Consider the following 25,406-nt stretch of genomic DNA (forward strand, 5'->3'; position numbering starts at 1 on the left):
GTTGCTGAGTTACGGGTTACGTTGGTTACAGGGTTGCGGGTTTGCATGGGACGGAGTTGCCGGCTACGTTGATGCGGGTTACGGCGTGACGGAGTGGCGCGACAGCACATAAACCGCTACTTGAGAGAGCCCCTTTAGAGTTTTTAGGGAATTCCTCCCTAAAAATCATCTTCAACAAATCTCTCACCGTAACAAAAAACCAAATACTAACTAATCAAGCTGTAACTAGCCAAATCAGGCTACACATAGTTGAAACTTGCTAGTTTTGATCGAATTCAAACCAACTTCTACGTTGTCTATCCACCTTTAGCGTCGCGCTGGCAACATCAACAGTACCTAACCATACCAAATACAACTTAGCTACTTTTAACAATACACCAACAAACATCCACCCGATCCAACGATCTTCATAACGCAGTCCTACAACCTTTAACACCGAACTGAGCCGAAAATATTACTCCCAGAAACAACAAACAGCAAACTCCCAAAGTGGGAATTCGCTGTCTATTGGTTTTCAAATATTATAAATCATTTGGAATGCATCTATTTAGCTCTATTTAGCTCATCATGAACGTCTGCTCCATAGCTAGTTCTACCGTAAAATGTTTCTCGCCAAGTGCTTCAGCCACGGCTTGGCAGGTGATTTTTCCATTGGCGACATTTACGCCGCTTCTTAGACCGGCATTCTCCTGAATCGCCTTGATCACGCCTTTATTGGCAATTTGCAGGGCGTATGGCACGGTGACATTGGTTAAAGCGATCGTCGAAGTTTTGGCCACAGCGCCCGGCATATTAGCAACAGAATAATGCAGCACGCCGTGCTTGATAAACACAGGATTATCATGTGTTGTCACTCTGTCGATCGTCTCTACGATACCACCTTGGTCAATGGCCACATCGACAATCACCGATCCCGGCTTCATGGTCTTGACCATTTCTTCTGTAACCAGCTTCGGTGCTTTCGCACCCGGAATCAGCACCGCACCTACCAACAGATCTGCCTCAGCTACCACTTTGGCAATATTGTAAGGGTTAGAGATCAGCGTATTGATCTGTGCCCCAAAAATATCATCTAATTGACGCAATCTTTCAGCACTGAGGTCAACAATTGTAACATCAGCACCCAAACCGATAGCCATTTTTGCAGCGTTTGTACCTACTACTCCACCGCCGATGATGCTAACTTTGCCACGACTAACCCCGGGAACACCGGAGAGAAGAATCCCTTGTCCGCCATAGTTTTTTTGCAAAAACTGAGCGCCAAGCTGCACAGACATCCGGCCCGCTACTTCACTCATCGGTGTTAATAACGGCAAGGTACGTTCATGAACAACCGTCTCATACCCGATGGCAAAGACACCCTTGTCTTTGAGCGCAGCGGCCAGAGAAGGTTCAGGCGCAAGATGCAGATACGTGAACAAGATAAGGCCTGGACGGAAATAAGGGTACTCGCTTTCCAGCGGTTCTTTCACTTTCATCACCATTTCGGCAGAGCTCCAGACCGTAGCTGCGTCCTGAATCAGCTTCGCTCCGGCAGAAGCATACTCTTCGTTCGGAAATCCACTTCCCACACCAGCCCCAGCTTCCACCAGCACTTGATGTCCTTCTTTAATAAGGCTAACTACACCCGCAGGCGTTATGGCTACACGATTCTCATTATTTTTAATTTCTTTAGGCACTCCGATAATCATCATTCATCTCTCCCGTCTAATATAGATCCCTTATGTAAAGAATGATAACATACGTTTAGTATTCCCAATTTGGTAAAAAATTAAAATATTATCTATCATCATTGTGTTTTTACACAAAGGATTCGACTTAAACCGCCCAGTAACTTTATGTCATTTGGTACCTAACACAACCCTAATCATTATCTCATAAAAAAAGACACTGCTTAAAGTGTCTTTTTGACGATTTTGTATGAAATTAAAACACTACTTCCATATTGGAATGTTATGTTTAGTGACGCGTATTACTTTGACAGTAATAACAACACCGTTTCTAGGACTACATTTACCCCTTTTTCACAGTCTTCATAGGAGGTAAACTCCTCTTCACAATGACTTTTTCCCTTCACACTAGGTACAAACACCATCGCGGATGGCAGAAAGCTGGCTACGAACTGAGCATCATGCCCTGCGCCACTTGCGATCTTCCGATTAGAATAACACAAGGCTTGTGCCGCTTGCTCCACTAAATCACATATCCCCCGGTCAAACCAAACAGTCTCTCTGCCCCAAAGCTTGGTCTTACTTACTACGCAGTCCAGTAGCATCTCCGGCAAGCTATGAATAATAGCTTCCACCTCACGGACAATCTCCATATCTTTATGTCTAGCCTCAATGGTGAAGATCACTTTATTGGGAATGACGGTATGAATATTAGGAAACACATTCATTCTGCCCATGGTATACACCAGTTCAGAATCGAGCGCACTAAGCTTGCTTCTAAGCTCCGTGATCAAATCCGTGGCAGCGAACAAGGCATCCTTGCGCATTGCCATAGGCGTGGTGCCCGCATGATCCGATTCCCCCGTCGCCTCAATCTCATAACAGGCCATGCCAACTACACAGTCCACCAGACCAATCGACAGTTCTTCTTGTTCTAGCACGGGACCTTGCTCGATGTGAAGCTCCAAATAAGCAGTGGCTTCGGTAATTCGATTGCTCGCGTCTCCCTCATATCCGCTCTCCTCCAGCGCTTCGCCAAAGGTAATGCCCTCCGGATCTTTTTTATTCAACATTTCTGCCTTATCGAACTTACCGGCCAGCACACCAGAAGCCATCATCGAAGGCTCAAATCGAGCCCCTTCTTCATTTGTGAAATTCATAATGGTCACCGGTAGCTTCGGTTTTATCCCGTGATCCACGAGTGTGCGGACTACCTCTAGTCCAGCGATTACCCCAAGGATACCATCAAATCTGCCACCTTTTTTCACAGTATCCATATGTGAACCAATCACAATAGGAGGCCCAGACTCTACACCCGCAAGCGTAGCGTACATCGTGCCCATATCGTCCACCTTCACAGACATCCCCAATTCTTCACAACAGGATCGAAAATAATCCCGAACCTTAAGATCCTCTTCCGTCAGCGATAACCGGGTCACGCCGTTGTTATCTGTACGCCCATAATCCGCAAATGCCTCAATCGTATTCTTTAATCTCTCACCGTTCACGAATATTTTTTGCAGCTGCATCGTAGGTCCCTCCGCTTCGAGCGTTTATGATTTTATAGACTTTCTATATATGTTATACCAATCGATATGATTGTCATTTTACATACTGTAATAATTATTATTCACGTGATGTTACAACGAATTAGAGGTAGCAATAAGTAAACTAAAGTAGTATATACAATCTTTTGATACGAAGGGTAAGCTTAAGATAGCTATTTATCCAGTTCTACCAAGGAAAGGAGCCAGCACATGAATCTAAGCATTGTGGTCCCTGTATACAATATTGAACATTATATAACCCCTATGTTTGATTCACTCCTTACCCAAAGTGAACCGCATTTCGAGGTCATTATCGTGGACGACGGATCTACAGATAACACCTACAACGTGATAGCAAATATTCTCGCACTTCACCCCGATCTTTCTTGCAAAGTCATTCGAACAGAGAATCAGGGAGTTAGTGCGGCTAGAAATAGAGGCTTAACAGAAGCTACAGGGAAATATGTGCTGTTTCTGGATGGTGATGATTATATCTCTACAGACTTAGTACGAACCATTCATAATTATACTCAACCATCTGACCCCGAGATTATTTGCTGGGGATATAGCCATGTCACAGAGGATGGAGTCACTACTTTGAGCTACACCTCCGCTTATAGCAACATAACAGGCAGTGAAGCACTGACTCATATTTTTGTGAACAAAAGCTTGCGAATATGGACAGGGAGCATAGCGTATAACCGGGAATTGCTTCTCCTTCATGGGCTCCAATATACGGAACGCTGTGTGAATGGAGAAGATCAGGAATTTATCTACAAAGCCTTATCCAGAGCCGCTACAGTCATCACATTGCCGGATATATTATCGTTTTATTTACAAAGAAACACGTCGATTTCCAACAGCTATAATGTGAAAAAATTTGATGTCGTTGGTGTATTCAAACGGGTAGATGCTTATTTCGAGGCCCATCCCTTTGAGAAGCTGGATATGATATCTCCTTATATAAGAAATCGCGAATTGATCGAGAATTACTTTTTCAACCTAAAAACCTGTCTAAATGGGACAGAAGGCGTAAGCATTCATAAGTTACTTCGCGACATCGATCATACCTATCCGGAACTAAACCAAGAAATGTATGAACTCATAAGACGTTATAGAGGGAATGATCGAAGATTAGCCCTTTATATCCGAGCATTCTTAATCTCCCCGCTTCTATATCACAGATTCATTTCTGTGGAGAGAAGCTTATCCAGGTTCAAGCGAAAGGAATCTAGAATATGAAGAAGATGCTGATCTATGCCTATACCGAATTTAATTTGGGCGATGATTTATTCATAAAGGTGCTATGTGAAAGGTATCCGGATACCGAATTCAGAATCTGTGCTCCACGCCTATACAAGCTATGCTTCAAAGAGATCAGGAACCTCAAAGTGTATCCTTCCGATTCCATTTTCTTAAGAGGCATTGCCTTTATTTGCAGAAGGTTAAAGATACATAATCTGGCGCAAAAATTTATGGCAAATCACTCCGATGGTGTTGTTCATATCGGCGGCTCGATCTTTATGCAGGCAGAGCATTGGGAGGAGCATTTCAAGAACGCAGAAGCCATCCGAAATAAGAATAAGCCTTACTATTTATTAGGATCGAATTTCGGCCCTTATACAGATAAAGAATATTATGAGGAACACAGGCGGATATTTAAGGACTATACAGACATCTGCTTTAGAGAAAAGTACTCTTATGATTTATTTGAGGATCTGGATCATGTCCGTTTAGCACCCGATATTATTTTTCAGCTTAACCCGTCAGATCTTCAAACTGAACCAGAGGATTATATCGTCTTATCCGTCATTAAGCCTTCTGTTAAAGGTCTGAACGGTTTTGACAACCTCTATTATGAAAAAATGAAAGAACTCGCAATTTATTTCATTGAAAAAGGATACGCTGTTCATTTCATGTCATTTTGTGAACACGAAGGCGATCAGCTGGCGATTGAGGAAATCCGGAGTCTTATGGGTCCCTCCTATGAGGATGCCACCCAAGTGCATTTATATAAAACGAATATGGAAGAGGTCTTGGCCGTTCTAGCCCATTCCAGCTTTATCGTAGCTTCAAGATTCCATGCGATGATCCTCGGCTGGGTATTGGGTAAACCAGTGTTTCCCGTCGCTTACAGCAAAAAAATGATCAATGTAATGGAAGATGCCCAGTTCAAAGGGTTATATACCGATTTCACTACACTGGAGCAGCTCCAGCCTGCGCAGGTTTTTGAAAGTATGACTACTCACTACATGGATGTCACGCCGCAAGCCAAAGATGCCGAAAGGCATTTCGAGCATCTGGATACGTATTTATCGCTTTACGAAAGGAGGATACGTTATGAGAGCCAAGCGGAGCATTCTTAACTTATCTTTTGGACTCGGGAGTCAGCTCATTACGATCATCCTCGGTTTTTTTATCCCCCGACTGATTATGGTCAACTATGGCTCAGAGGCCAATGGTTTAATCGCCTCTATTGTACAAATTATTAGTTATTTGGCACTGCTGGAAGCCGGCGTAGGCGCCGCTTCGATCCAAGCCCTATACAAGCCAGTAGCTTCGGATGATAAGAACCACATCAACTCTATTTTGGCCGCCACCTCTAGCTATTATAAAAAAACAGGCATTTATTATTTCTTCGCCGTCCTTCTAATCGCCACCGTGTATCCATTAGTGATCACTTCTGACATCGATCGATTATCGATTATGCTCATTATTTTACTTACAGGGATGGGCGGAGCGATCAATTATTATTTTCAAGGGAAATTCAAAGTGCTTCTCGCTGCAGAGGGAAAAAGCTATGTAGAGACTTCTATAGTCACCGTAGCTAATATTCTGAACAATGTAATTCGGATTCTGTTATTACTTCAAGGAGTTAACATCATTGCTGTGCAAGCTTCCTATTTCATACTGACCATACTTCAAATCGTCGTCTTCTATATTTATATCAATAAGCATTACAAATGGATCAACCTAAATCTTAAACCAGACTATGAAGCCATTGGTCAAAAAAATTCTGTCTTAATCCATGAGATCTCCTACTTAGTGTTTAGAAATACTGACGTGCTAATCCTGACTATATTTACGAACTTAAAGATCGTCAGCATTTATGTCATGTACAACATGATCTTTACAATTGTAGATAACATCGTCCAAACCATAAACGGAAGCGTGAAGGCTGCTCTCGGTCAGAGCTTTCATGAGAGTAAAGAAGCCTTTATTAAATTTTATGATGCTTACGAAGTGTATTTTATGGGGCTCATTTTCTCGATTCTAACGGTAGCTTACATTCTAATTCTACCTTTTATGAAACTGTATACCGCTGGGGTAAATGACGTGAATTATATCGATATGTGGCTGCCGATCCTGTTCGTAGTCATCAAATTATTAACCAATGCCAGAGCTTCCTCCAATAATGTGATTACGATCGCCGGACATTTCAAGAACACACAGAACCGTTCCATTCTAGAATCCGCTATCAATCTAGTCGCTTCTATTGTCTTCGTTATCTTTATGGGGATTTACGGTGTATTGATGGGGACGATAGCCGCTCTCTTGTACCGTTCCATAGATATCGTGGTCTATGCTAGCAGACATCTGCTGGATCGTAGCCCTTGGGTCACTTTTAGAAGATGGTTAACGAATGCAGTGGTTTTTGTGGGCATTATTCTGATCTCTAGTGCTATCAATATCCCCATCCATTCCTATGCGGGAATTATGTTGTGGGGTGTACTGTTAGGGCTTGTGATCCTGCCCGTATATTTCGTAATTGCCTCCTTAATGGAACGGGAAGTATTCCTGTATACATGGAGGCATCTCAAAACGTATCGATATAAACTCAAAAGTAAAATTGCAGCTAGACCTAAGGTAAGTGGTTTATCCAAATAACATAGCAGGAGGCCCCCAAATGGATCATAGCGAGGTTTTACAGCAAGCCTGTTACGTCTTTCTAAATGACCTTAATGATGAAATCAACCCTTCATCTGCCCTTCAATTGGATGATCAAGAGATATTCCAACGATGCCGCCTGATCATAGATAAAGAACAAAATCCGCAAGTTAAAACCTATCTAGAAATCTTATCTGAGGTGATCCGTGCTTATCTCACAGGGAGAGCTTCAGAAGATGCATTAAGGTTCTATCTGTCAGAGCAATTCAGTATTGTGAACGAAGAAATTGACGGGTTAATCCATGGGATCGTTGCAATCAAACATCAGTCCTCCCATACGGATACTTCACACTCAGCACTCCTGTCCTTTGCCGATTATCCCAAGGTTAGTGTCATTATCACTACTTACAATAGAAAGGCATTTCTATATCAAGCGATCCAAAGCATCTTAAAGCAAGACTATCCTTATATAGAGATCACAGTTATTGATGATTGCTCTACAGATGGCACGGAAGAGTTAATGCATCAAAGCTTCGGAAGCGAGTCACGGGTAATATATATGCGGAACGAAAAAAATAGCGGGCCGGGAAATAATCGCCGAAAGGCTTTTGCTGCTCATGGTGATGGGGAGTATGTTCTTTTTCTCGATGATGATGACTATCTGATTGACATGAATTATTTAAGTAAGGCTGTGGACTTTCACAATCACCATCCCGAAATATCATTTGTGGCTGCTAATGTGTTTCTTGAATTTTCAAAGGCCAAGCAACTGAAGATCAGTAGCCTACAGCTAAGCAGGATTATTAAAAAGCAGGATTATTTCATGAATTTCGAGAAAAAAGGATATCCGAAGCCCTCCTCCACCTTAACAACTGTCTTTAAGCGTGAGGCTTTAATGGCTATGGATATCCTGAATATGAACATGGTTAACGATGCTTCTATTTATCTGCGTTCCTTGTTGGTCGGTGATGCTGGCTTCATAGATACCCTTGCCGGTGTGTACAGATTACACGGGGACAACATTACTTTTAATTTGAGTCAGCGATTCTTAATTGAGAATCTGGAGGAGAAGCTGTTAATTAAGAATATGGCCATTCAGAAATATGGCTATCACGAGCAGGAAATGACGGAATGGTTTAACCATAATGCATATGATACGATCTCATACTATTTATTAAATTCTGCGAAAGACGCCACAGACTTTAAATTCATGTATCATTGGGCCCTTAACCATTGCCCGCCGATCTACAATCAATTAAGAAATGAATTCCGTACAAAGCTTATTAAAAAACAATTATTACGGATCTCGTTACTTCGAACGCTGCTCGGAAGATGATTCACGCATTAGCTTATCGAGCAGCAGTAAGAATCCTTTTACCTCTTCTTTTGGGATGTCTGCGTACTTGTCTCCAATACTGATCTCGCAATAAGAACTATGTTCTCCCGTTGGTCTTATCGCTGCGCTTAAACCGATTCCTGTTGCCTCATATGCAGAAGACAGGATCGGTTCAATGCTCTCCCTAGACATTTGAAAATGCATATGAAACATGTTGGAGACAGGCTCAGCAGGTAACGTAGTCACCGCATGACATTGATTAACTAAAACAGCAAGCTCTTTAGCCCCTTCATAATACTGCTGCATCTTATCTACTCTTTGCTGGTAGTAATAATCAGAGGAAATAATGTATGGATACAGACTGATTAGGTCGCCACCATGCCGCCGTTTCCATATCTTCGATTGCTTCGTAAACTCCTCACCGCCTGCAAGAATCGCTCCAGCAATTCCTCCGATTCCTTTATACAGTGAGATATAGACACTATCAAAGAGGGCGCAGATCTCAGCAGCTGTCTTTCCATAATAGGGAAGCGTCTCAAGCAATCTTGCGCCATCCAAATGCAGCTTAATTCCCCGAGCACGGCAATGTGCAGAAATCGCTTCAAGCTCCTGATACTCCGGTAACTGTCCGCCAATCTCACGCTGCGGCAATTCAAGCAGCAGACAAGCAATGTCTTCCTTCATTTGTAATACATCATCCAAGGTAATTAGTCGATTCTTATCAGCAAGTAGGACAGGCTCGATATGATGCAATTCCTTCAACCCATCCTGCTCATGGATCTCTAAATGACATAAAGGGTGATAGGCGACGCTCTTGAGTCCTTTTTCATCACACCATATTCTTAAAGCGATTTGCTGTGCCATCGTTCCGCTCGGAAAGAAGACTGCTGTTTCTTTTCCCAAAAGCTTCGCCATTTCCGACTGGAAATCCTCAATCACCTTTCCCGATCCATAAATATCAGATGGTGTACTATTCTCCACAGCTTCAAAGGCTTCCTTCAAGACTTGAACATCTCGATCCCCATGTCCTACGATTCGATAAGTCGTTTCATTAAACGCCTCTTGCACTGATTTTTTTCCGTTCATTGGTAGAATTGCCCCTTCCGTGTTTGCCTTGTCCCTAATATAGACGAATTTCAAAAAATCCCATCTTAATTTTACCCGATCTAAGGTGAAAAAACATGAGCGCTGTGCTACAATATTGGAATTGCAACGGCAATCTTAGGGAGGGTTATTGAATCACATGCTCATCATTGGTATCGCCGGCGGCACCGGCTCGGGAAAAACAACCGTAGCCCGCTCCGTCATTGACCGTCTTGGAACGGGAAAGGTAACTTTCATATCTCAAGATAACTACTATAAAGATCATTCACACCTCAGCTTCGCTGAACGTGAATCCATCAATTACGATCATCCTTTCGCTTTCGATAACGAGCTGCTTATTGAGCATCTTAAATGTCTGCGAGAAGATCAGACTGCATATGCACCGGTGTATGACTTCACAGTTCATGCCCGCTCCACTACGGAGACTGTAGAACTGAAACCCAACAATATTGTAATCATCGAGGGACTCCATGTTCTATCCGACGAGAACCTCCGCGATATGCTTGATATCAAAGTCTTTGTTGATGCTGATCCTGATGTACGCATCCTCCGCCGGGTACTCCGCGATATCGAGGAACGCGGTCGGAGCATTCAATCGATCCATCACCAATATTTGAGCACGGTTAAACCGATGCACGAAGCTTTTATTGAGCCATCCAAAAAATACGCCGATTTGATCATCCCTGAAGGTGGCCATAATGAGGTCGGTATCCAGTTGTTGTCCATCCTAACTGAGAAACATTTATATAACGACTGGACGTCCTAAAGTTCTTAAATACCTAGTTCTAACCCTAGCTGTCGAGATTCTCTCGACGGCTTTCTTTTGCATGCTCATCCCCAAATCTGCAGTAGATTATTCAAAGAATAATCCCACCGCATTTTGGTAATAGCTAATTTCACAGCAGCTTGCGGAAGAGGGATAACAACTATGGGATTTCTGAACAGAACAATCACTAAAATATTCAAAAACCCTACATTAGGGCACCCCAGCCCCACTAAAGAATTACCTAAAGAACCTCTCAAGGAAAACCTTCAAGATAATATTGAACATATAAAAACAGCACTCGGCAATAGCACAGACCTTGTGGTCAGAGATTTCTTCATTGGCTCCAAGCATCAAATGAAAGCCGCTATTTTCTATACGGATGGACTTGCTGATAGTAAAGCTATTCAAGATTTCATTCTGGAGTCCCTTGTCTTAGAAATTCCAGATTTGAGCTTAGAACCTGAGAAAGACAACTATTCCTTATTAAAAAATCACATGCTTACCGTAGGTGATATCAAAGATGCGACGGAGTTCAATTCTTTGTTAACCTCCCTATTATCCGGAGATGTGATCCTCTTACTAGATGGATACGCTAAGGGTTTCACGATTGGCATGCGTGGATGGAAAGATCGTGGTGTAACAGAAAGTGCTACAGAAACGGTGATCCGTGGTCCCAAGGAAGCTTTCACAGAAAGCATGCGTACCAACACCGCATTAATCCGGCGTAAAATAAAAGACCCTAACTTATGGTTAGAAACACAACCCATTGGGCGTGTCACCCAAACAGATGTAGCCATTATGTATATTAAAGGGATTGTAGATGACGGGGTGGTGCAAGAAGTACATTCACGTTTAGATCGGATAGACATTGACGGCATCTTGGAGAGTGGTTATATCGAGGAATTAATCGAGGATGAAACCTATACTCCATTTCCAACCATTCATCATACCGAACGTCCTGATGTTATTGCAGCTGCTCTTATGGAAGGAAAAGTAGCTATATTAGTAGATGGAACGCCTATAGTAATGACGGTTCCTACTACATTCGTTTCCTTCATGCAGACCGCTGAGGATTATTACCAACGCGCAGATGTTGGTACCTTAGTTCGGATGCTCCGTTATTTCTGTATATTCATTTCCCTGCTAGCCCCATCTTTATATGTAGCTATTACTACCTTCCATCAAGAGATGTTGCCTACAACGCTGCTCATTAGTTTGGCTGCTCAACGGGAAGGCGTGCCGCTTCCAGCATTTATTGAAGCACTCTTAATGGAGCTTGCCTTTGAGATTCTGAGGGAAGCCAGTGTACGCATGCCTCAAACCATAGCCCAATCTGTTTCCATTGTAGGAACACTAGTCATTGGAACGGCGGCAGTAGATGCCGGCATTGTTTCTGCCGCCATGCTCATTGTCGTTGCTGTTACGGCGATCTCCAGCTTTGTTCTGCCAGCCTTTGATCTCGCCTTGACGGTCAGAATGCTTCGTTTCCCAATGATGTTTTTAGCGGCTTCCTTTGGATTGTTCGGAATTATCATTGGTGTTATCGCGATAGTGCTTCATATGTGTAGTTTACGCTCCTTTGGAGTTCCTTATATGAGCCCGCTAGCTCCGTTTAATCTTGTTGATCAAAAGGACACCTTTTTCCGAATGCCTCGTTGGGCTATGTTTACACGTCCTAAGCTAATCAATCAAAAAAATCTCGTTCGGGAAAAGAGTACACCACCGAAAAAACCGGGAGATCTAACGGAGGAATAAACCATGAAACGAAGATCACTCCTGCTTTGCGTTGTTATACTCTTGCAAATATTCATAACAGGTTGCTGGAGTCGCCGTGAATTGAACGATCTTGCGATTACTGTCGGGCTCGGCATCGATAAGATCGGAGATCAATATCAAGTTTCTGCACAAGTGGTGTTGCCCAGTCAGATTGCAGGCTCAAAGGGCGGAAGTCCTCAGTCACCCGTAAACCTATATAAAGCCACTGGAAGCACCGTTTATGAAGCCGTAAGGAAAATTACAACCCTTAGCCCCCGCAAAATTTACATCGCTCATTTGCGAATATTAGTTCTGGGCGAAGATTTAGCAAAGGAAGGAATCAGTCCAGTTCTTGATCTCTTGGCTAGAGATACGGAAGTGAGAAATGACTTTTTTATAGTCGTATCCAAAAACTCCAAAGCATCAGACGCTTTGAAAATATTAACCAGCCTCGAAAAGATTCCTGCCATGCGATTATATTCTAGTCTGGAAACATCGGAGAAACAATGGGCTCCTACATCTACTGTGACATTAGGAACACTGATAACAGAGCTTGTTACTAAAGGTAAGAATCCAGTCTTAACCGGGGTTATTATCGATGGAAATGTAGATGTGGGAGAAACTCAGCAGAATGTTGAAACAGTAGACTCTCCAACAGAATTGAAATACTCCGGATTGGCTGTATTTAAAGAGGACAAATTGATTGGCTGGCTGAATCAAGAGGAATCAAAGGTATATAACTATTTAACTAATAAGGTGAAGAGCACCGTATTCTACATCAATTGTCCGGAAGGAAGGAAGGTGTCTCTTGATGTATTTGACGCCCATTCCACAATAAAAGGCAGCATGAAAAATGGCAAGCCAGAAATCAGTATCAAACAACATATAGAATCAAATATAGGAGAAGTTCAATGCAGAAATCTGGACCTGACCAATCCAAAGACCATCACCCAATTAGAGCAAATCGCTAACCTGAAAGTACAACAATTATTCGAAACTACGATTAAGAAAGTACAACAAGAATACAAATCTGATATTTTTGGCTTCGGTGAGGTCATTCACCGCTCTGACCCACAGGCATGGAAGAAACTAAAAGACATATGGGATCAGACCTTTGTTAACCTGCCAGTAAGTGTGAAGGCGGACATTGAGATTCGCCTGTTAGGGAAAGTAACTAACTCTTTCTTAGAAGAGATGAAGTGATACAATGGAGGGAACGAAGCTATGCTTGAAAAGGGTAAAATAAGTACTAGACAGCTGACCATACTGGTTATGCTTCTGACTATCGGAGATTCCGTTCTTGTAATCCCCCCTTCCACTACACAATATGCCAGACAAAATGCTTGGATTTCCACCCTCATAGGGATGGCAGCTGGTTTGTTAACCATCTATATGTACAGCAGGTTTACAAAGTTATATCCCAAATTGACGTTTATTGAAGCGATTCAAAAAGCTTTTGGAAAATGGATAGGGACTATAATTTCGCTTATGACATTAATATTTTTTCTTATCGTCACCGTTGGAAGTATGCGGGAGGTCAGTGATTTTGTGATTTCAGAGATGTTGCCTGCAACCCCTGTTCCACCTATTCTAATCTTATTCATACTAATCGTGATTATGGCAACACGACTCGGTATTGAGGTCATTGGACGAGCTGGCGAGATCTTTACACCCATAATTATTATCCTATTTCTGACGCTAACGGTTGCAATTGTCCCTCAGATGGATGCGATCAGATTGCTGCCCATATTGGAGGATGGGATAAAGCCTGTGCTAAGAGGGTCTATTCCCATTACAGCTTATACCTTTTTAGAACCGGTTGTCTTCCTAATGATCCTCCCTTGTGTAAACCAACAACAAAAGATAACAAAAGGATTACTTCGGGGCTGTTTCTTAGGTGGCCTTGTAATCTTCATAACAGTTACTATTTCCATATTAGTGTTAGGTCCGGATCTGACAACTAGAGATATATACCCAAGCTATAATATAGCAAGGCGCATATCGGTTGGTGGATTCTTCGAGCGAGTTGAAGCACTAATAGCTATCCTGTGGATGTTAACCTTGTTTATTGAAGTCACTTTGTACTTCTATGCTTTCATTCTGGGTTTATCCCAATTATTTAAATTAAAGGAGTACCGCGTGTTAACCTTACCCACAGGGCTAATATTGGTTGCACTGGCACCTCTTATTGCCCCAAATTACACATATTACAACGCAGTATTCGATAATGGTTGGGTCTACTATATTATAACCTTCGGGTTATTTCTCCCCTTAGTGTTATTAGGCGTCGCGATGTTTCGAAGAGCAATCAGCAAAGATTTAAAATCTCAAAACTAAATATGGTTTGGGAGGTCGTAAACATTGGATTTAGTAGTAATCCTCGTCGTTGTGGCTGTTATTATAGCCATCGAAGTACCCCTTATGTGGAGGAGAAAATTAATCAAGGAGATGTGGGTGTTCTCATTTCTTCTTTTGTTTGGAACCTTCTTAGGCATTATTAACGCATTGCATATTCCGGTCCCTAATCCTTTAGGTTGGATGATATTTATCTATAATCCCGTAGCTGACATGGTAAGTTCCTGGTTATCTTAACCCTAGGACTAAACCTATATGAGCTGGCTTAGTCCCCGTAACGGAACCTTCCGAACCAGAATTTAAAAGATAGATCTCGTAGATTCTCTAACGATTAATTCTGCAGGGAAAATCTGATGCGCATGATTGACCTTCTTATTAATGAGATCAAACAAAATCTTAATCGACGCTTCCGCAATTTCTACTACTGGCTGTTTGATGGTAGTGATAGAAGGATTATAATAGAAGGAAATATCCAGTCCGTCATAACCTGCCACAGAGTAATCTTCAGGAACTCGCTTGCCTGCTTCAAATATGGCTTTACAAGCGCCGATGGCCATACTATCTGATAAGGTGAAAATAGCGGTAAACTCTTCCCCTGACTCCAGCAGTTCTTTTGTAACCGCATACCCATTTTCCATACTATAGCTATCAATATCTTCTTTCATCCGCCGTACTAGCCGTTCATTATAAGCTATTCCATGATCAGAAAGAGCCTTTTTATATCCTTCATATCTTAATTTACCGATACTCACATCATCTTCAGGCGCGGTAATAACTGCGATTTTCTCATGTCCTAGATTACATAAATAGTCTACAATTTTGTAGCTCTCATTAAAGTCATCTACAGATACAGAAGAATAGTTACTTAGATCAAACTCTTCCGTCATCCCAATCGTGCTGAGGACAAATGGAACCGTCAATTGCTGTAATTTTTCTTGAGAGTGTGAGAATAACCCCCCCAGGAACACAATTCCCTTCAGGCGCTTTTCTTTCTCCAGCTCAATTGCCACTTCAATCTCATCTTGATTCTCATCAACTCGTTGTAGGATAAAGGAATACTTCTTTCGCTGGATCTCTTTTTCAAATACTTTAATCATCGGGCTGAAAAATGGATTTGATATCCCTTTGATCAATACTGCAATCGTTTTCGAATCGGAACGTTTTAAATTTCTGGCACTGTTATTCGGTACATAATGGTTTTCTTTGATGACTTTCATAACCATCGCTTTTGTTTCTTCATTAATATCCGGATGATTATTTATAGCTCTAGATACTGTAGTCACGCCAACCCCACATAATTTGGCGATATCTATGATAGTCAATCTCTCCATTTCTACCTTTCCTTTACACGTTAAATAAGAAAGTAGGGGATTCTTGAAGAGAAGACTCAACAAGAAAAGCACCCTACTCGCTTCTACATACATATTCTATTTAACCCTTAACGGCTCCTGCAACGACACCTTCGATAATATATTTTTGGCAGGTGAGGTAGAAAATAATGATGGGTACAATAGCTAGAACTAGCATCGCCATCATAGCTCCCATATCAATCGATCCGTATCCACCTTTTAGGTACTGTATCGCAATAGGAATGGTTTTGTATTCAGTACCGATCAACAGGTCAGGCAACAGGAAGTCATTCCATACCCACATTACATTAAGGATCGCTACGGTTACAGCTATAGGCTTAAGGATGGGCAATACCACTTTAAAGAACGCCTGCGGTGGATTACATCCATCAATCATAACCGCCTCTTCAACCTCCAGTGGGATGGACTTCACAAATCCACTAAACATAAATACCGATAGCCCTGATCCAAATCCCAGATAGATCAAGATTATCCCAATCGGATTGTCGAGATGCAGTACATTGGCTGTCTTAGTCATTGTGAACATCACCATTTGGAACGGTACGATCATCGAGAACACAAATGCGTAATACATCAAGTTCGTAAATTTTGATTTCACCCGAGTAATATACCATGCGGTCATGGAAGTGAATAACACGATTACAGCAACCGAACACACCGTGATAAACAAGGACATTCCGAAAGCACTGAAGAAATCAATCTTCGCTATACCGCTGGTATAGTTCTTCAAACCAACAAAAGTTGTTCCATTAGGAAATAAGAACGGTGTATCACTAATGTAGAACTTCCCTTTGAAGGAGTTCATCAGAACAATAAAGATCGGAGATAAGAACGCAATGGCCAAGACCAACAAAATAGTGAATATGGAATAGTCTTTTGCTCTAGTCTGTTGCATTAGTTCTCAACCTCCTTTCTTCTAGTAATGACAAGTTGTACTAAGGCGATTAAGGCTACCAGTGCAAAGAATACGACGGCTTTCGCTTGACCCACACCTTCCCATCCTGTTTTTCCGTAGAAGGTATTGTAGATATCCAGTGCTAACATCGAGGTCTGCTTAGAAGGAGCACCAGCGGTCAACGCTAAGTTTTGGTCAAACAATTTGAATGAATTTGATAACGTTAAGAATAAACAAATGGTAATGGATGGCATTACGAGTGGAATCGTCACATTACGTAAAATCTTTGAACGTGAAGCTCCATCAATTCTTGCGGCTTCTACTATATCCTTAGGCACATTTTGAATACCTGCAACATAGATAATCATCATGTAACCTATCAATTGCCAATTCATAAGGATAATTAATCCCCAAAATCCATAAGTTGCGTCAGAGGTCAAAGTGACTCCAAATTTATACAGAATTCCATTAAAGATCAGCTGCCAGATGTATCCTAATACGATACCGCCTATCAAGTTAGGCATGAAAAAAATAGTTCTAAATACGTTAGTCCCTTTTAGCTTTCTAGTTAACAACATCGCCAGTATGAAGGCGAATACATTAATCGTAAGAACAGATAGAACTGTAAATTTAACAGTAAAGCCTAGTGCATTTAGAAATTCTTGATTTGAAAATGCTTTAATGTAATTGCCAAAACCTATCCATTTTGCATCATTGACGGTAGTAAACTCTGTAAAGGATAAATATATACCTAGAAGAAAAGGTACAACAAATGCGATCCCAAAGGCTATTATGGTCGGTAATGCAAAAAGAGCAAAATATTTTCTTATCGATTTTTCCATGGAGTCTTCTCCTATCTCAGTATGGAAAATGATGAAACAGATGAATTCACTCGAATTGTTGCTTAGTGCCACTGAAATTCCAAAGGGAATCCAGTGGCACTAAGCTTTTATCTTTATAACAACTGAGAGTTATTCAATCATTTTTCCATGCATTTATTATTTTGCCTTTTCAGCCTTCCAAGTGTCCTTAAAGATGGTTACAACTTCATCCCAGGTTTTATTGCCTTGAGCGTATTGCAAGAGCGCATCACCAAAGACATTTTTGAACTCTTCACTTGGGAATGCCGCAAATGTCCAAGCCACGGAAGTCAGATCTTTCTCCATCCAAGCGGATACTTCTTTAGCAAGTGGATCTGCTGGTTTTTCGCTGTCTTCAAACGTGTTGAATGGAGCGATGAAACCTAAGTCGTTCGTTACATAAGCTTTACCTTTTTCACTGGAGAACAACCATTCCAAAAATGCGATAGAAGCTTGTTGTTTCTCAGCAGAGGCTTTGCTGTTGATTGCCAAATAGTTTTCTGTACCTACAGCCAGACCTTGTTTTTCTTCACCTTCCATACCTGTGTAGATAGGCAAGAATTTGATGTCCTCAGCTTTAACTACGTTACCATCTACATCATTGATTTGTGACCACGCCCAGTTGCCGTTTTGAACCATTGCTGCGTTACCCAGTGCGAATTCAGCCATGGAGTCCGCTACAGATTTACTACCCAGAAGGGATTCTTTAGTCACAGAGTTTTTGATGTAAAGATCAAAGATGTTTTTGAATTTATCGTTGTATTTGAATTCAACTTCCTTAGAAGCCAGACCGGCAAGAACTGTGTTATCAAACTCAGTGTTGTCTTTGAATTCATAGTACAGTGGCAAGTTAGCCAAGTGAGTCTGCCATCTCCATTGTTCACCAGCAGCGAGGGAAGTCGAGGCGAATACACCTTTGATACCCAGTTGATCTTTTTTAGCGGTCATATCTTCTACTACTGCTTTCAAAGTCTCGAAATTATTGATTTCAGTTGTGGAAGAGATCGAAACAGCTTTGTCAGCTAAAGCAAAGTATTTCTTCATAATGGCGTCGTTGTAGATAATACCGTAGCCTTCAACTACGTAAGGGATACCATACACGCCTTCGCCTTCAGTTACAGCCAAGCTTTTGTCGGACAAGTAGCTGTATAGCTTAGTATCTTTCAAATCCAAGGTGTAATCTTTCCACGCTTGGAAACCAACAGGACCATTAATTTGGAAGATCGTAGGTGCATCGGACTTAGAAATTTCGGATTTCAATTTGGTTTCGTAAGTACCTGCTGCAGCTGTTACGACTTTTACTTTAACGCCTGTTTCCGCTTCGTAATCCTTAGCGATTTTTTCATATATTTCTGCAATTTCAGGCTTGAAGTTTAAAAAGTAAACCGATCCATTTTTACCAGATGAAGCGTTTCCACCATTGGTTGCTGTATTGTTCTCTTTATTCCCACACCCTGCTGCCAAGACTACAACCATAGACATTACCAACATGAGCCCTAGATATTTTTTAATATTCTTCATTTTTCTTCCCCCTCGAACTTTTTTATTAAATACTTCTCTTAAAGACGTCTCCGAGCTTGCTCACCGAGAATAATGTCAGCGTTTTCATTTCACTTAAATATTCTCCGCTTTTTTCCGGTATCCTTATCGGTAACGTTTTCAATTGAAATATTAGCACACCGTTTGGAACATTTCAATAACCATTTTATTGCAGAAACTCGCCATTACAAATCTTCAAACGTTATAATAGACAAGTATAAACGCCTTCGACTTTCTTATATTTTTAAAATAACTATGAATAGGTGATTGCATATCTTATCTCTGATCGAAAAGTATGAGTTACAATTCTCTAATAATAATTATTTTGGCGATATCGGGGTAGAGCCCTCTTACTCCATTGTAAAAGGTACTCTTCCTGTCCTTGTGTCCGCTCCGCATACCATTAATCACTATAGAGAGCATGCAGTAAAACCTGCGGACATGTATACAGGTTCTCTTGCGCTGCTGTTACAAAAGCTCACCAATTGTCACTGTATCTATTCCAATAGCTTCTCCAAAGAAGACCCCAATTACATCCTTGGCGGAGAATATAAGACTGCACTTGGAACAATTGTCAAAGAACATCAAATTAACTTTGTTATAGACTTGCATGGTGCCTCTAAGGATAGGGAATTTGATATTGATTTAGGTACATTACACGGAACTTCCATACAAGAAAATAATATAAATGAAATCGTACGTATTTTTTTCAATAATGGTATTACCAATGTTCATCAAAACCATACATTTTCTGCATCTCATCCGGGAACGGTCACATCGTATTCCGCCAAAGAACTGTTAGTTCAAAGTATTCAAATTGAAATTAATCGAAATTATCGTAACCCGAAATCATTTGATTTATTCCAAAAAACCATTCATTCCCTCGAACAAATCATCAATCAATTGGGAGGTGCCTAACATAAATATCGAGCAGACCTTCACCCTTTTGGACAAACAAAGCTATACTGCCCGGGAAGAACTCACGATGAACCCCGATGAGCTGGCTGAATTAGGCTTAGTCCACCATATCTTTGTCGAGCTTAAAGCAGAGAATGATGCTCAGGTTAGCTGTTTGCTTTTATCTAAAAGTGATATCCCTAGAGGCAGTATCCAATTATCTAAAAGAGCAAAGGACAAGCTAGGAGATTGCCCCATAACAGGATTAACCATTACTAAACCTGAGTACAACACGATCCTTCGGGGAATTCCTAAAGTGGACGAGATTGCCAAACCTTATGTCAAGGCTTGTCCAACGCTCGTCCGCAAGTATTCGAACCATGTAGAGCTGATTAATCCTAAGAATGGCTTTCGGGTAAACTTAACGTTAAAAGAGGATGACACAGCCAAGCCGAATGCACTATATTTCAACAGATATATCATGTTGTTACTTGAGACTCATGCCACTGAGGATGATCAACTAATTATTACCCGTGCAAGAACAAGTCCTCAGTCCAAGCCAGGCATACATAAACTTATACATCTGGGAATCAAACGGCCCTTAACCGCATTAGGAAATCTTTTTATTGGCAAAAGAGAGCTTACACTAAGAGTAGGACATCCCTATCCTTTTGATGAGCACCAAAATCTATGCCGAATTCACCCCAATGTTAGAAAGCTGCTGGGCATGGAAGAGACCGACAAAATCGTCATCACCTATAACAACAAAGAAATCACCGTCCCCATCTTAGATATAGACACTGAGCATATTGCCCAGTTGATCAAGCTAAATGAGGAGGATGATCAGCTCAAATTTAACGACAGTCACTTATTTATCGGAATCACCGCTTTGTCACGAAATGAACTAGAAATCCCCAGTATCGGCACATCGGTTACCGTAAAGAGAAGCATGAACTCCCTATTCTTAAAACACTTAAATAAGCTGGTCTTGCCTGTAATTGCTCTATTGTTTACAGTAGTACAGCTGTATAAGGATTTGAGCTGGAGCATCGCTCTGACCGTTGCTATTTCTCTGGTACTACTTCCGATAATCATCTATACGACGCTATCTGAAGAACGAGCAAAAATTAACTAAATGGAGCGATGATCGTGGTATTCACTTCACAAGCCCAGGTAGAAGATATGATCTACAGCTCTTATCTAAGAGCCATTAACAACATCACAGAAACTTTGGATGGACAAGTTAGACGACCGGAATTAACCAGAAAATTGCTGGATCTAGTCGGAAATCCGGATCGAGATCAACAATACATACTAGTCACAGGCAGTAAAGGTAAGGGCTCCACCTCAAGGTTTATCTCTTCTTTGTTAAGTCACCTAGGCTATAAAGTGGGCTTGTTCACCTCCCCTCATCTGGTGGATTTCAACGAAAGAATACGGATTGACGGGCGGGCCATATCCACAGAGGATTTTGTACGATTAGGAAATGTAGTTCGCGAGGGATTTCGAACGATTGAAGATCAGCTTGCCGCTGATGAGTATCAAGGTCCTGTTGGGGTGGGTCTGGCGATTGCGACGTTGTACTTCAAGGAGAATCATACCGATTTCAATGTAATTGAATGTGGAAGAGGCGGAAGGTTTGATGACACGAATGTCCTGAAGAATGATTGGGCTGTCATTACTCCGATTATGGAGGAACATGTAGCTAATTTAGGACCTGACCTGAACAGCATTACACTACATAAACTGGGCATCGTCAAAAACAAGGCTACTAACGTCTATATCAGCAAACAGAAATCGAGCGTACTTGCGACTATAAAAGCGAACCTCACTTCCAACGCTGTGCAGTATTATGAGGAGCAGTTCTGGGCTGACTCTATTGCAATAACACCCGTTGGAACTACTTTTAATGTTCAGACAAATCAAGCGGTTTACCCGTTCTTAACGATTCCGTTATTGGGGCAATTTCAAGCTCTAAATGCAGCCACTGCAGTCGCACTATGTGAGGATATTACAAGCGGTCCTCTGAATAGGGAACTCGTTCTCAAATGCTTTGCGCAATTGCAATGGCCGGGTCGCTGTGAAGTGATCTGCCATGATCCATTAACGATAATTGACGGAGCAATTCATAAAGAATCGGCACGCTATTTGGCTGAGCTTATTCAACTGGTGAATCCTGACCGCAGCCGAGCTGTAACTTCAATTATCGGGGTCCCTAAAGATAAAGATTACCCCGGGGTTATCGAAGTGATGAGTTCGGTCTCGGATCAATTAATCATCACAAAGCCCGATATTAGTCATCTTTCTTTTCCTACAGATGCACTCCATGTTGCCAAACGTTTTATCGAACAAAGTTACGAGTTCCCCTATTTAGAGGACGCTCTAACGCACATACAAACTCGCTCGTCTTCCGAGATTATTGTAATTGTTGGCACGCAAACCTTCATCGGAAATACCAAAAGATTATTCGGGCAATCGCTGCTCGATATCGGCTTATAGCTTCTCAAAGCGCTGGAGAATGACTTCCTGATAAAGATCAGATAGAGCTGGCACTTCACTTGGATTCTGCTTACAATACTCATCTAGCATAACCTTATGATTCACTTCGATCACCCTGAGGCCTTGATCTGTCTCCAAGATATCCACGGAGCAGAAATCAAGGCCCATCGCTTTAGAGGTCTCGGAAGCAAGCGCCGCAAGCGCCGCTCGTTTAGCCTGATCGCTAACCTCAATAGCAACAGCCCCGTTAATCAAATTGTGCTTCCAAGAGCGAACTCTTTTTTTTCCAAGGAATACACGCGCCTGGTGATTAAAAGTTACGATTCTATACTCAATCTCCGCTTCATAATAGGGACCTATTGCCCCATTAAGCTGTAAAGAAAATAATAAATCCAGCTTTTCGTGCAGATCGGCAATCTCATTAATTTTGTACACATGATTTCCCTGTGCCCCGTTATCCTGCTTCATAACTACCACCCCATTGAGCGTTTGGAAATAACGTTCAGCCAATGAATAAGGATTCAAGTTGTTAAATTTGGAGTCAGGATGTGGCAAATAGATATGTTCTACCGCGGGGATATTCGCCTTATGCAAAACGTCATAAGTTAGAGATTTACTCATAGCAATGATCGTAGAAGCACTGTTGTTTAGTCCGATCTCAGCGTCTACCATCACAAATGATTTCAATCCATCCGTAGCTCTATATACGAAATTCGGTGTAACTTCCTCAAAGGTAATCCCTGAGGTTGTAACAGAATGCTGGATCATTTTTAAGTAAGGTCTAGTCGTCATTCAGTTTCCTCATTTCTAACAAAATATGACCAAACCTAATCATAGCATGAGAAATATCAATCGAAAATAACATTCAGATGTTATAATTACTATCATAAAAAACTTAGAAATCTTGTTCGAGGGACTTTCTCAAAAAAATAACAGGGTTAATGTTATGTTTAATGACTGATAGCGTTCTTATAGTTAAAAATAAGTATTGATTATTTAGTGATCATCCTCTATGATAAGCTTATCAAGCGAACCAAAAAGTTAAAGCGGTTAAACTTTAATACAAAGGTATCTATTATTATTGCTACTTAATAGTATTAGCACGACCAAAAGTTAAAGCGCTTATACTTTAAAATGAGAGGTTGGTGTGTCATGATCAATCGCGAGAACAGGCGGCAGACTTTCTACATGTATCTGTTCATTTCTCCTTGGATTATCGGCTTCCTAGTATTCGCCCTTTATCCTATCTTATCATCGCTTTACTTCAGCTTTACTGATTATGACATCATACACCCGCCTAAGTTTATCGGGCTCGCTAACTACACAGAGATGTTTCACAATGACCTATTCTGGAAATCGGTGGTTGTCACGCTGAGATATACCTTCATCGGTGTACCTATCCAGCTTGTTCTCGGTCTTGGATTTGCGCTATTGCTTCACCAGACCATTCCTCTGCGCGGCTTTTTCCGAACGGCCATGTATTTTCCAAGCATGGTATCCGGCGTGGCCATGTCCCTCCTATGGTACTGGATCTTCAACCCGCAGATCGGGCTCTTCAATTACATCCTTTCCTGGTTCGGTATTCATGGACCGGCTTGGCTGATGAACCCGGACACTGCACTATATGCCTTGATCATCATGACCTTCTGGACAGCAGGCTCAGGAATGATTTTATTCCTCGCAGGTCTGCAAGGCGTACCGGCTAGCTTGATCGAAGCCGCTAACCTTGACGGTGCCGGACGCTTCAGAATTTTCTTGAACATTACCTTGCCGATGATCTCTCCCGTGCTGCTTTTTCAACTAATTATGGGACTGATTGATTCCTTCCAAGTCTTTACCCAAGCTTTTGTTATGACTCAAGGAGGTCCGAATTACTCTACCTGGTTCTATGTCTATAATCTCTACACCAGTGCTTTCAAAGAATATCGTGCCGGTTATTCCTCAGCCTTGGCATGGGTGCTCCTCATCGTAGTTATGCTGTGCACCGCACTAATTATGAAATTGTCTAACCGTTATGTTCACTACGAAGGAGGCGGACGCAAATGAGTACAGTCAGAGCGCTAAGCCCCCAGACTAAAGGAACCAAACGCCGCCGGAAAGTGGAGCCTGTTAAGATTTTTAGCTTTATTACTTTAGTAGTTACAACATTTCTGATGCTGCTTCCTTTGTTCTTCATGGTCTCCACTTCACTTAAGTCCAAACGTGAGATGCTGAAGTTCCCACCCACCTTTCTTCCAGAGAGCTGGCAGTGGAGCAATTACACAGAAATATTTGATACCCTGCAGTTCGGTACGCTTTACAAAAATAGTTTAATTATCGCCGGTCTCAGCGTTGTAGGCACCTTGATTTCTTCAGCGCTGGTCGCCTATGGATTCGCCAGATTCAGAGGTAGAGGGAATCAGATATGGTTCATCCTATTGTTGAGCACAATGATGTTGCCTTATCCAGCCATTATGATTCCACAGTTCGTACTCTTTTCGCAAATGAACTGGATCGACACCTTCCTACCCTTGATTGTGCCTGCTTTTTTCGGCTCAGCTTATAACATTTTCCTGCTGCGCCAATTCTTCTCCACGTTGCCTGAAGAGCTGTTTGATGCCGGACGCATTGATGGATGCGGCGAAATACGGATGTGGGCTACTATAGCACTCCCACTCTCCAAACCCGCACTTGCAACTGTAGCTATCTTTGCTTTTATCTACAACTGGAACGATCTGCTTACACCGGTGCTTTACCTAAGCTCGTCAGAGAAGTTCACGCTACCCGTCGGGATGGCTTCTCTCACCTCATCCAGATTCCGCATTCCACCTTGGCATTTGCTGATGGTCGCTTCGGTTCTAGCTATGGTTCCTATCGTAACGCTGTTTGCTGTAGCACAGAAACAGTTCGTCGAAGGGATTGTACTTACAGGGATTAAGTAATAAT

General features: G+C 41.8%; 23 protein-coding genes. 14 read left to right on the forward strand and 9 right to left on the reverse strand.

Going from position 1 to position 25,406, the window contains the following annotated elements; all coding sequences use genetic code 11:
* Window positions 1–259 precede the first annotated feature (259 nt).
* The 3 genes from MKY52_RS07825 to MKY52_RS07835 form a co-directional block, all read right to left on the reverse strand.
* Window positions 260–436 carry a hypothetical protein gene (locus MKY52_RS07825; RefSeq protein WP_341050810.1) on the reverse strand — a complete coding sequence of 59 codons (177 nt, stop codon included), beginning with the start codon at window positions 434–436 and terminating at the stop codon, window positions 260–262.
* Window positions 437–557: 121 nt separating this feature from the next.
* Window positions 558–1,691: an alanine dehydrogenase gene (ald, locus tag MKY52_RS07830; RefSeq protein ID WP_341053364.1), complete on the reverse strand. Its 1,134-nt coding sequence runs from the start codon at window positions 1,689–1,691 to the stop codon at window positions 558–560.
* Between the two features lie 281 nt (window positions 1,692–1,972).
* A complete protein-coding gene (locus tag MKY52_RS07835; protein ID WP_341050812.1) occupies window positions 1,973–3,199 on the reverse strand; it encodes a Zn-dependent hydrolase in 1,227 nt (408 codons plus the stop codon).
* Between the two features lie 228 nt (window positions 3,200–3,427).
* On the opposite strand from MKY52_RS07835, the gene MKY52_RS07840 reads away from it, so the two are divergent.
* The 4 genes from MKY52_RS07840 to MKY52_RS07855 are packed head-to-tail and all read left to right on the forward strand — an operon-like array spanning window position 3,428 to window position 8,441.
* Window positions 3,428–4,459: a glycosyltransferase family 2 protein gene (locus MKY52_RS07840; RefSeq protein WP_341050815.1), complete on the forward strand. Its 1,032-nt coding sequence runs from the start codon at window positions 3,428–3,430 to the stop codon at window positions 4,457–4,459.
* On the forward strand, window positions 4,456–5,583 hold the full coding sequence (locus tag MKY52_RS07845) for a polysaccharide pyruvyl transferase family protein (protein WP_341050818.1): 1,128 nt from the start codon (window positions 4,456–4,458) through the stop codon (window positions 5,581–5,583). The genes MKY52_RS07840 and MKY52_RS07845 overlap by 4 nt, the downstream gene beginning before the upstream one ends.
* A complete protein-coding gene (locus tag MKY52_RS07850; protein WP_341050821.1) occupies window positions 5,558–7,105 on the forward strand; it encodes a sugar isomerase in 1,548 nt (515 codons plus the stop codon). The genes MKY52_RS07845 and MKY52_RS07850 overlap by 26 nt, the downstream gene beginning before the upstream one ends.
* A 19-nt stretch (window positions 7,106–7,124) precedes the next feature.
* Window positions 7,125–8,441, forward strand: coding sequence for a glycosyltransferase family A protein (locus MKY52_RS07855; protein WP_341050823.1), 1,317 nt, complete (start codon window positions 7,125–7,127; stop codon window positions 8,439–8,441).
* Here the strand turns inward: MKY52_RS07855 and MKY52_RS07860 are convergent.
* On the reverse strand, window positions 8,415–9,527 hold the full coding sequence (locus MKY52_RS07860; RefSeq protein WP_341050825.1) for a threonine aldolase family protein: 1,113 nt from the start codon (window positions 9,525–9,527) through the stop codon (window positions 8,415–8,417). The genes MKY52_RS07855 and MKY52_RS07860 overlap by 27 nt on opposite strands.
* Before the next feature lie 157 nt (window positions 9,528–9,684).
* Here MKY52_RS07860 and udk point away from each other — a divergent pair, with 157 nt between their 5' ends.
* The 5 genes from udk (at window position 9,685) to MKY52_RS07885 (ending at window position 14,658) form a co-directional block, all read left to right on the forward strand.
* Complete coding sequence (gene udk / locus MKY52_RS07865) at window positions 9,685–10,311, forward strand: uridine kinase (protein WP_042184138.1); 627 nt, start codon at window positions 9,685–9,687, stop codon at window positions 10,309–10,311.
* Window positions 10,312–10,473: 162 nt separating this feature from the next.
* Window positions 10,474–12,066: a spore germination protein gene (locus tag MKY52_RS07870; RefSeq protein ID WP_341050827.1), complete on the forward strand. Its 1,593-nt coding sequence runs from the start codon at window positions 10,474–10,476 to the stop codon at window positions 12,064–12,066.
* A 3-nt stretch (window positions 12,067–12,069) separates the two neighbouring features.
* The gene (locus MKY52_RS07875) at window positions 12,070–13,269 is read left to right on the forward strand and encodes a Ger(x)C family spore germination protein (protein ID WP_341050829.1); all 1,200 of its coding nucleotides are present in this window, start codon (window positions 12,070–12,072) and stop codon (window positions 13,267–13,269) included.
* 21 nt (window positions 13,270–13,290) lie between these two features.
* The gene (locus tag MKY52_RS07880; RefSeq protein ID WP_341050831.1) at window positions 13,291–14,403 is read left to right on the forward strand and encodes a GerAB/ArcD/ProY family transporter; all 1,113 of its coding nucleotides are present in this window, start codon (window positions 13,291–13,293) and stop codon (window positions 14,401–14,403) included.
* Window positions 14,404–14,427: 24 nt separating this feature from the next.
* Window positions 14,428–14,658, forward strand: a complete 231-nt coding sequence (locus MKY52_RS07885; RefSeq protein WP_341050833.1) for a hypothetical protein — start codon at window positions 14,428–14,430, stop codon at window positions 14,656–14,658.
* Between the two features lie 62 nt (window positions 14,659–14,720).
* On the opposite strand, the gene MKY52_RS07890 is transcribed toward MKY52_RS07885, so the two are convergent.
* From MKY52_RS07890 to MKY52_RS07905, 4 genes are all read right to left on the reverse strand, one after another.
* The gene (locus MKY52_RS07890; RefSeq protein WP_341050835.1) at window positions 14,721–15,752 is read right to left on the reverse strand and encodes a LacI family DNA-binding transcriptional regulator; all 1,032 of its coding nucleotides are present in this window, start codon (window positions 15,750–15,752) and stop codon (window positions 14,721–14,723) included.
* 100 nt (window positions 15,753–15,852) lie between these two features.
* A complete protein-coding gene (locus MKY52_RS07895) occupies window positions 15,853–16,686 on the reverse strand; it encodes a carbohydrate ABC transporter permease (protein WP_042184128.1) in 834 nt (277 codons plus the stop codon).
* Entirely contained in the window at window positions 16,686–17,528 is an 843-nt protein-coding gene (locus MKY52_RS07900) for a carbohydrate ABC transporter permease (RefSeq protein ID WP_042184126.1), read from the reverse strand. Before MKY52_RS07900 ends, MKY52_RS07895 begins: the two co-directional genes overlap by 1 nt.
* A 156-nt stretch (window positions 17,529–17,684) precedes the next feature.
* Complete coding sequence (locus MKY52_RS07905) at window positions 17,685–19,067, reverse strand: ABC transporter substrate-binding protein (protein WP_341050838.1); 1,383 nt, start codon at window positions 19,065–19,067, stop codon at window positions 17,685–17,687.
* 285 nt (window positions 19,068–19,352) lie between these two features.
* Between MKY52_RS07905 and MKY52_RS07910 the strand changes: the two genes are divergently transcribed.
* From MKY52_RS07910 to MKY52_RS07920, 3 genes are all read left to right on the forward strand, one after another.
* Entirely contained in the window at window positions 19,353–20,003 is a 651-nt protein-coding gene (locus tag MKY52_RS07910; RefSeq protein ID WP_341050840.1) for a hypothetical protein, read from the forward strand.
* A 67-nt stretch (window positions 20,004–20,070) separates the two neighbouring features.
* Window positions 20,071–21,117, forward strand: a complete 1,047-nt coding sequence (locus MKY52_RS07915) for a hypothetical protein (protein WP_341050843.1) — start codon at window positions 20,071–20,073, stop codon at window positions 21,115–21,117.
* Between the two features lie 14 nt (window positions 21,118–21,131).
* Window positions 21,132–22,481 carry a bifunctional folylpolyglutamate synthase/dihydrofolate synthase gene (locus tag MKY52_RS07920; protein ID WP_341050846.1) on the forward strand — a complete coding sequence of 450 codons (1,350 nt, stop codon included), beginning with the start codon at window positions 21,132–21,134 and terminating at the stop codon, window positions 22,479–22,481.
* On the opposite strand, the gene MKY52_RS07925 is transcribed toward MKY52_RS07920, so the two are convergent.
* Window positions 22,476–23,273: an ATP-grasp domain-containing protein gene (locus MKY52_RS07925; RefSeq protein WP_339799751.1), complete on the reverse strand. Its 798-nt coding sequence runs from the start codon at window positions 23,271–23,273 to the stop codon at window positions 22,476–22,478. The two genes, MKY52_RS07920 and MKY52_RS07925, sit on opposite strands and share 6 nt — an antisense overlap.
* A gap of 360 nt (window positions 23,274–23,633) precedes the next feature.
* Between MKY52_RS07925 and MKY52_RS07930 the strand changes: the two genes are divergently transcribed.
* Window positions 23,634–24,527, forward strand: coding sequence for a carbohydrate ABC transporter permease (locus MKY52_RS07930; RefSeq protein ID WP_042184117.1), 894 nt, complete (start codon window positions 23,634–23,636; stop codon window positions 24,525–24,527).
* A complete protein-coding gene (locus tag MKY52_RS07935; RefSeq protein ID WP_042184115.1) occupies window positions 24,524–25,402 on the forward strand; it encodes a carbohydrate ABC transporter permease in 879 nt (292 codons plus the stop codon). Before MKY52_RS07930 ends, MKY52_RS07935 begins: the two co-directional genes overlap by 4 nt.
* Window positions 25,403–25,406: the final 4 nt, after the last annotated feature.

It is taken from the genome of Paenibacillus sp. FSL P4-0184 (assembly GCF_038004625.1).
In the GTDB taxonomy this organism is placed as follows: Bacteria; Bacillota; Bacilli; order Paenibacillales; family Paenibacillaceae; genus Paenibacillus_AQ.

Bases quoted from the DNA above. Each gene is read 5' to 3' on its own strand.
- ald (WP_341053364.1), bottom strand. From the start codon at position 1,691: ATGATTATCGGAGTGCCTAAAGAAATTAAAAATAATGAGAATCGTGTA.
- MKY52_RS07835 (WP_341050812.1), bottom strand. From the start codon at position 3,199: ATGCAGCTGCAAAAAATATTCGTGAACGGTGAGAGATTAAAGAATACG.
- MKY52_RS07840 (WP_341050815.1), top strand. From the start codon at position 3,428: ATGAATCTAAGCATTGTGGTCCCTGTATACAATATTGAACATTATATA.
- MKY52_RS07845 (WP_341050818.1), top strand. From the start codon at position 4,456: ATGAAGAAGATGCTGATCTATGCCTATACCGAATTTAATTTGGGCGAT.
- MKY52_RS07850 (WP_341050821.1), top strand. From the start codon at position 5,558: ATGAGAGCCAAGCGGAGCATTCTTAACTTATCTTTTGGACTCGGGAGT.
- MKY52_RS07855 (WP_341050823.1), top strand. From the start codon at position 7,125: ATGGATCATAGCGAGGTTTTACAGCAAGCCTGTTACGTCTTTCTAAAT.
- MKY52_RS07860 (WP_341050825.1), bottom strand. From the start codon at position 9,527: ATGAACGGAAAAAAATCAGTGCAAGAGGCGTTTAATGAAACGACTTAT.
- udk (WP_042184138.1), top strand. From the start codon at position 9,685: ATGCTCATCATTGGTATCGCCGGCGGCACCGGCTCGGGAAAAACAACC.
- MKY52_RS07870 (WP_341050827.1), top strand. From the start codon at position 10,474: ATGGGATTTCTGAACAGAACAATCACTAAAATATTCAAAAACCCTACA.
- MKY52_RS07875 (WP_341050829.1), top strand. From the start codon at position 12,070: ATGAAACGAAGATCACTCCTGCTTTGCGTTGTTATACTCTTGCAAATA.
- MKY52_RS07880 (WP_341050831.1), top strand. From the start codon at position 13,291: ATGCTTGAAAAGGGTAAAATAAGTACTAGACAGCTGACCATACTGGTT.
- MKY52_RS07890 (WP_341050835.1), bottom strand. From the start codon at position 15,752: ATGGAGAGATTGACTATCATAGATATCGCCAAATTATGTGGGGTTGGC.
- MKY52_RS07895 (WP_042184128.1), bottom strand. From the start codon at position 16,686: ATGCAACAGACTAGAGCAAAAGACTATTCCATATTCACTATTTTGTTG.
- MKY52_RS07900 (WP_042184126.1), bottom strand. From the start codon at position 17,528: ATGGAAAAATCGATAAGAAAATATTTTGCTCTTTTTGCATTACCGACC.
- MKY52_RS07905 (WP_341050838.1), bottom strand. From the start codon at position 19,067: ATGAAGAATATTAAAAAATATCTAGGGCTCATGTTGGTAATGTCTATG.
- MKY52_RS07915 (WP_341050843.1), top strand. From the start codon at position 20,071: ATGAACCCCGATGAGCTGGCTGAATTAGGCTTAGTCCACCATATCTTT.
- MKY52_RS07925 (WP_339799751.1), bottom strand. From the start codon at position 23,273: ATGACGACTAGACCTTACTTAAAAATGATCCAGCATTCTGTTACAACC.
- MKY52_RS07930 (WP_042184117.1), top strand. From the start codon at position 23,634: ATGATCAATCGCGAGAACAGGCGGCAGACTTTCTACATGTATCTGTTC.
- MKY52_RS07935 (WP_042184115.1), top strand. From the start codon at position 24,524: ATGAGTACAGTCAGAGCGCTAAGCCCCCAGACTAAAGGAACCAAACGC.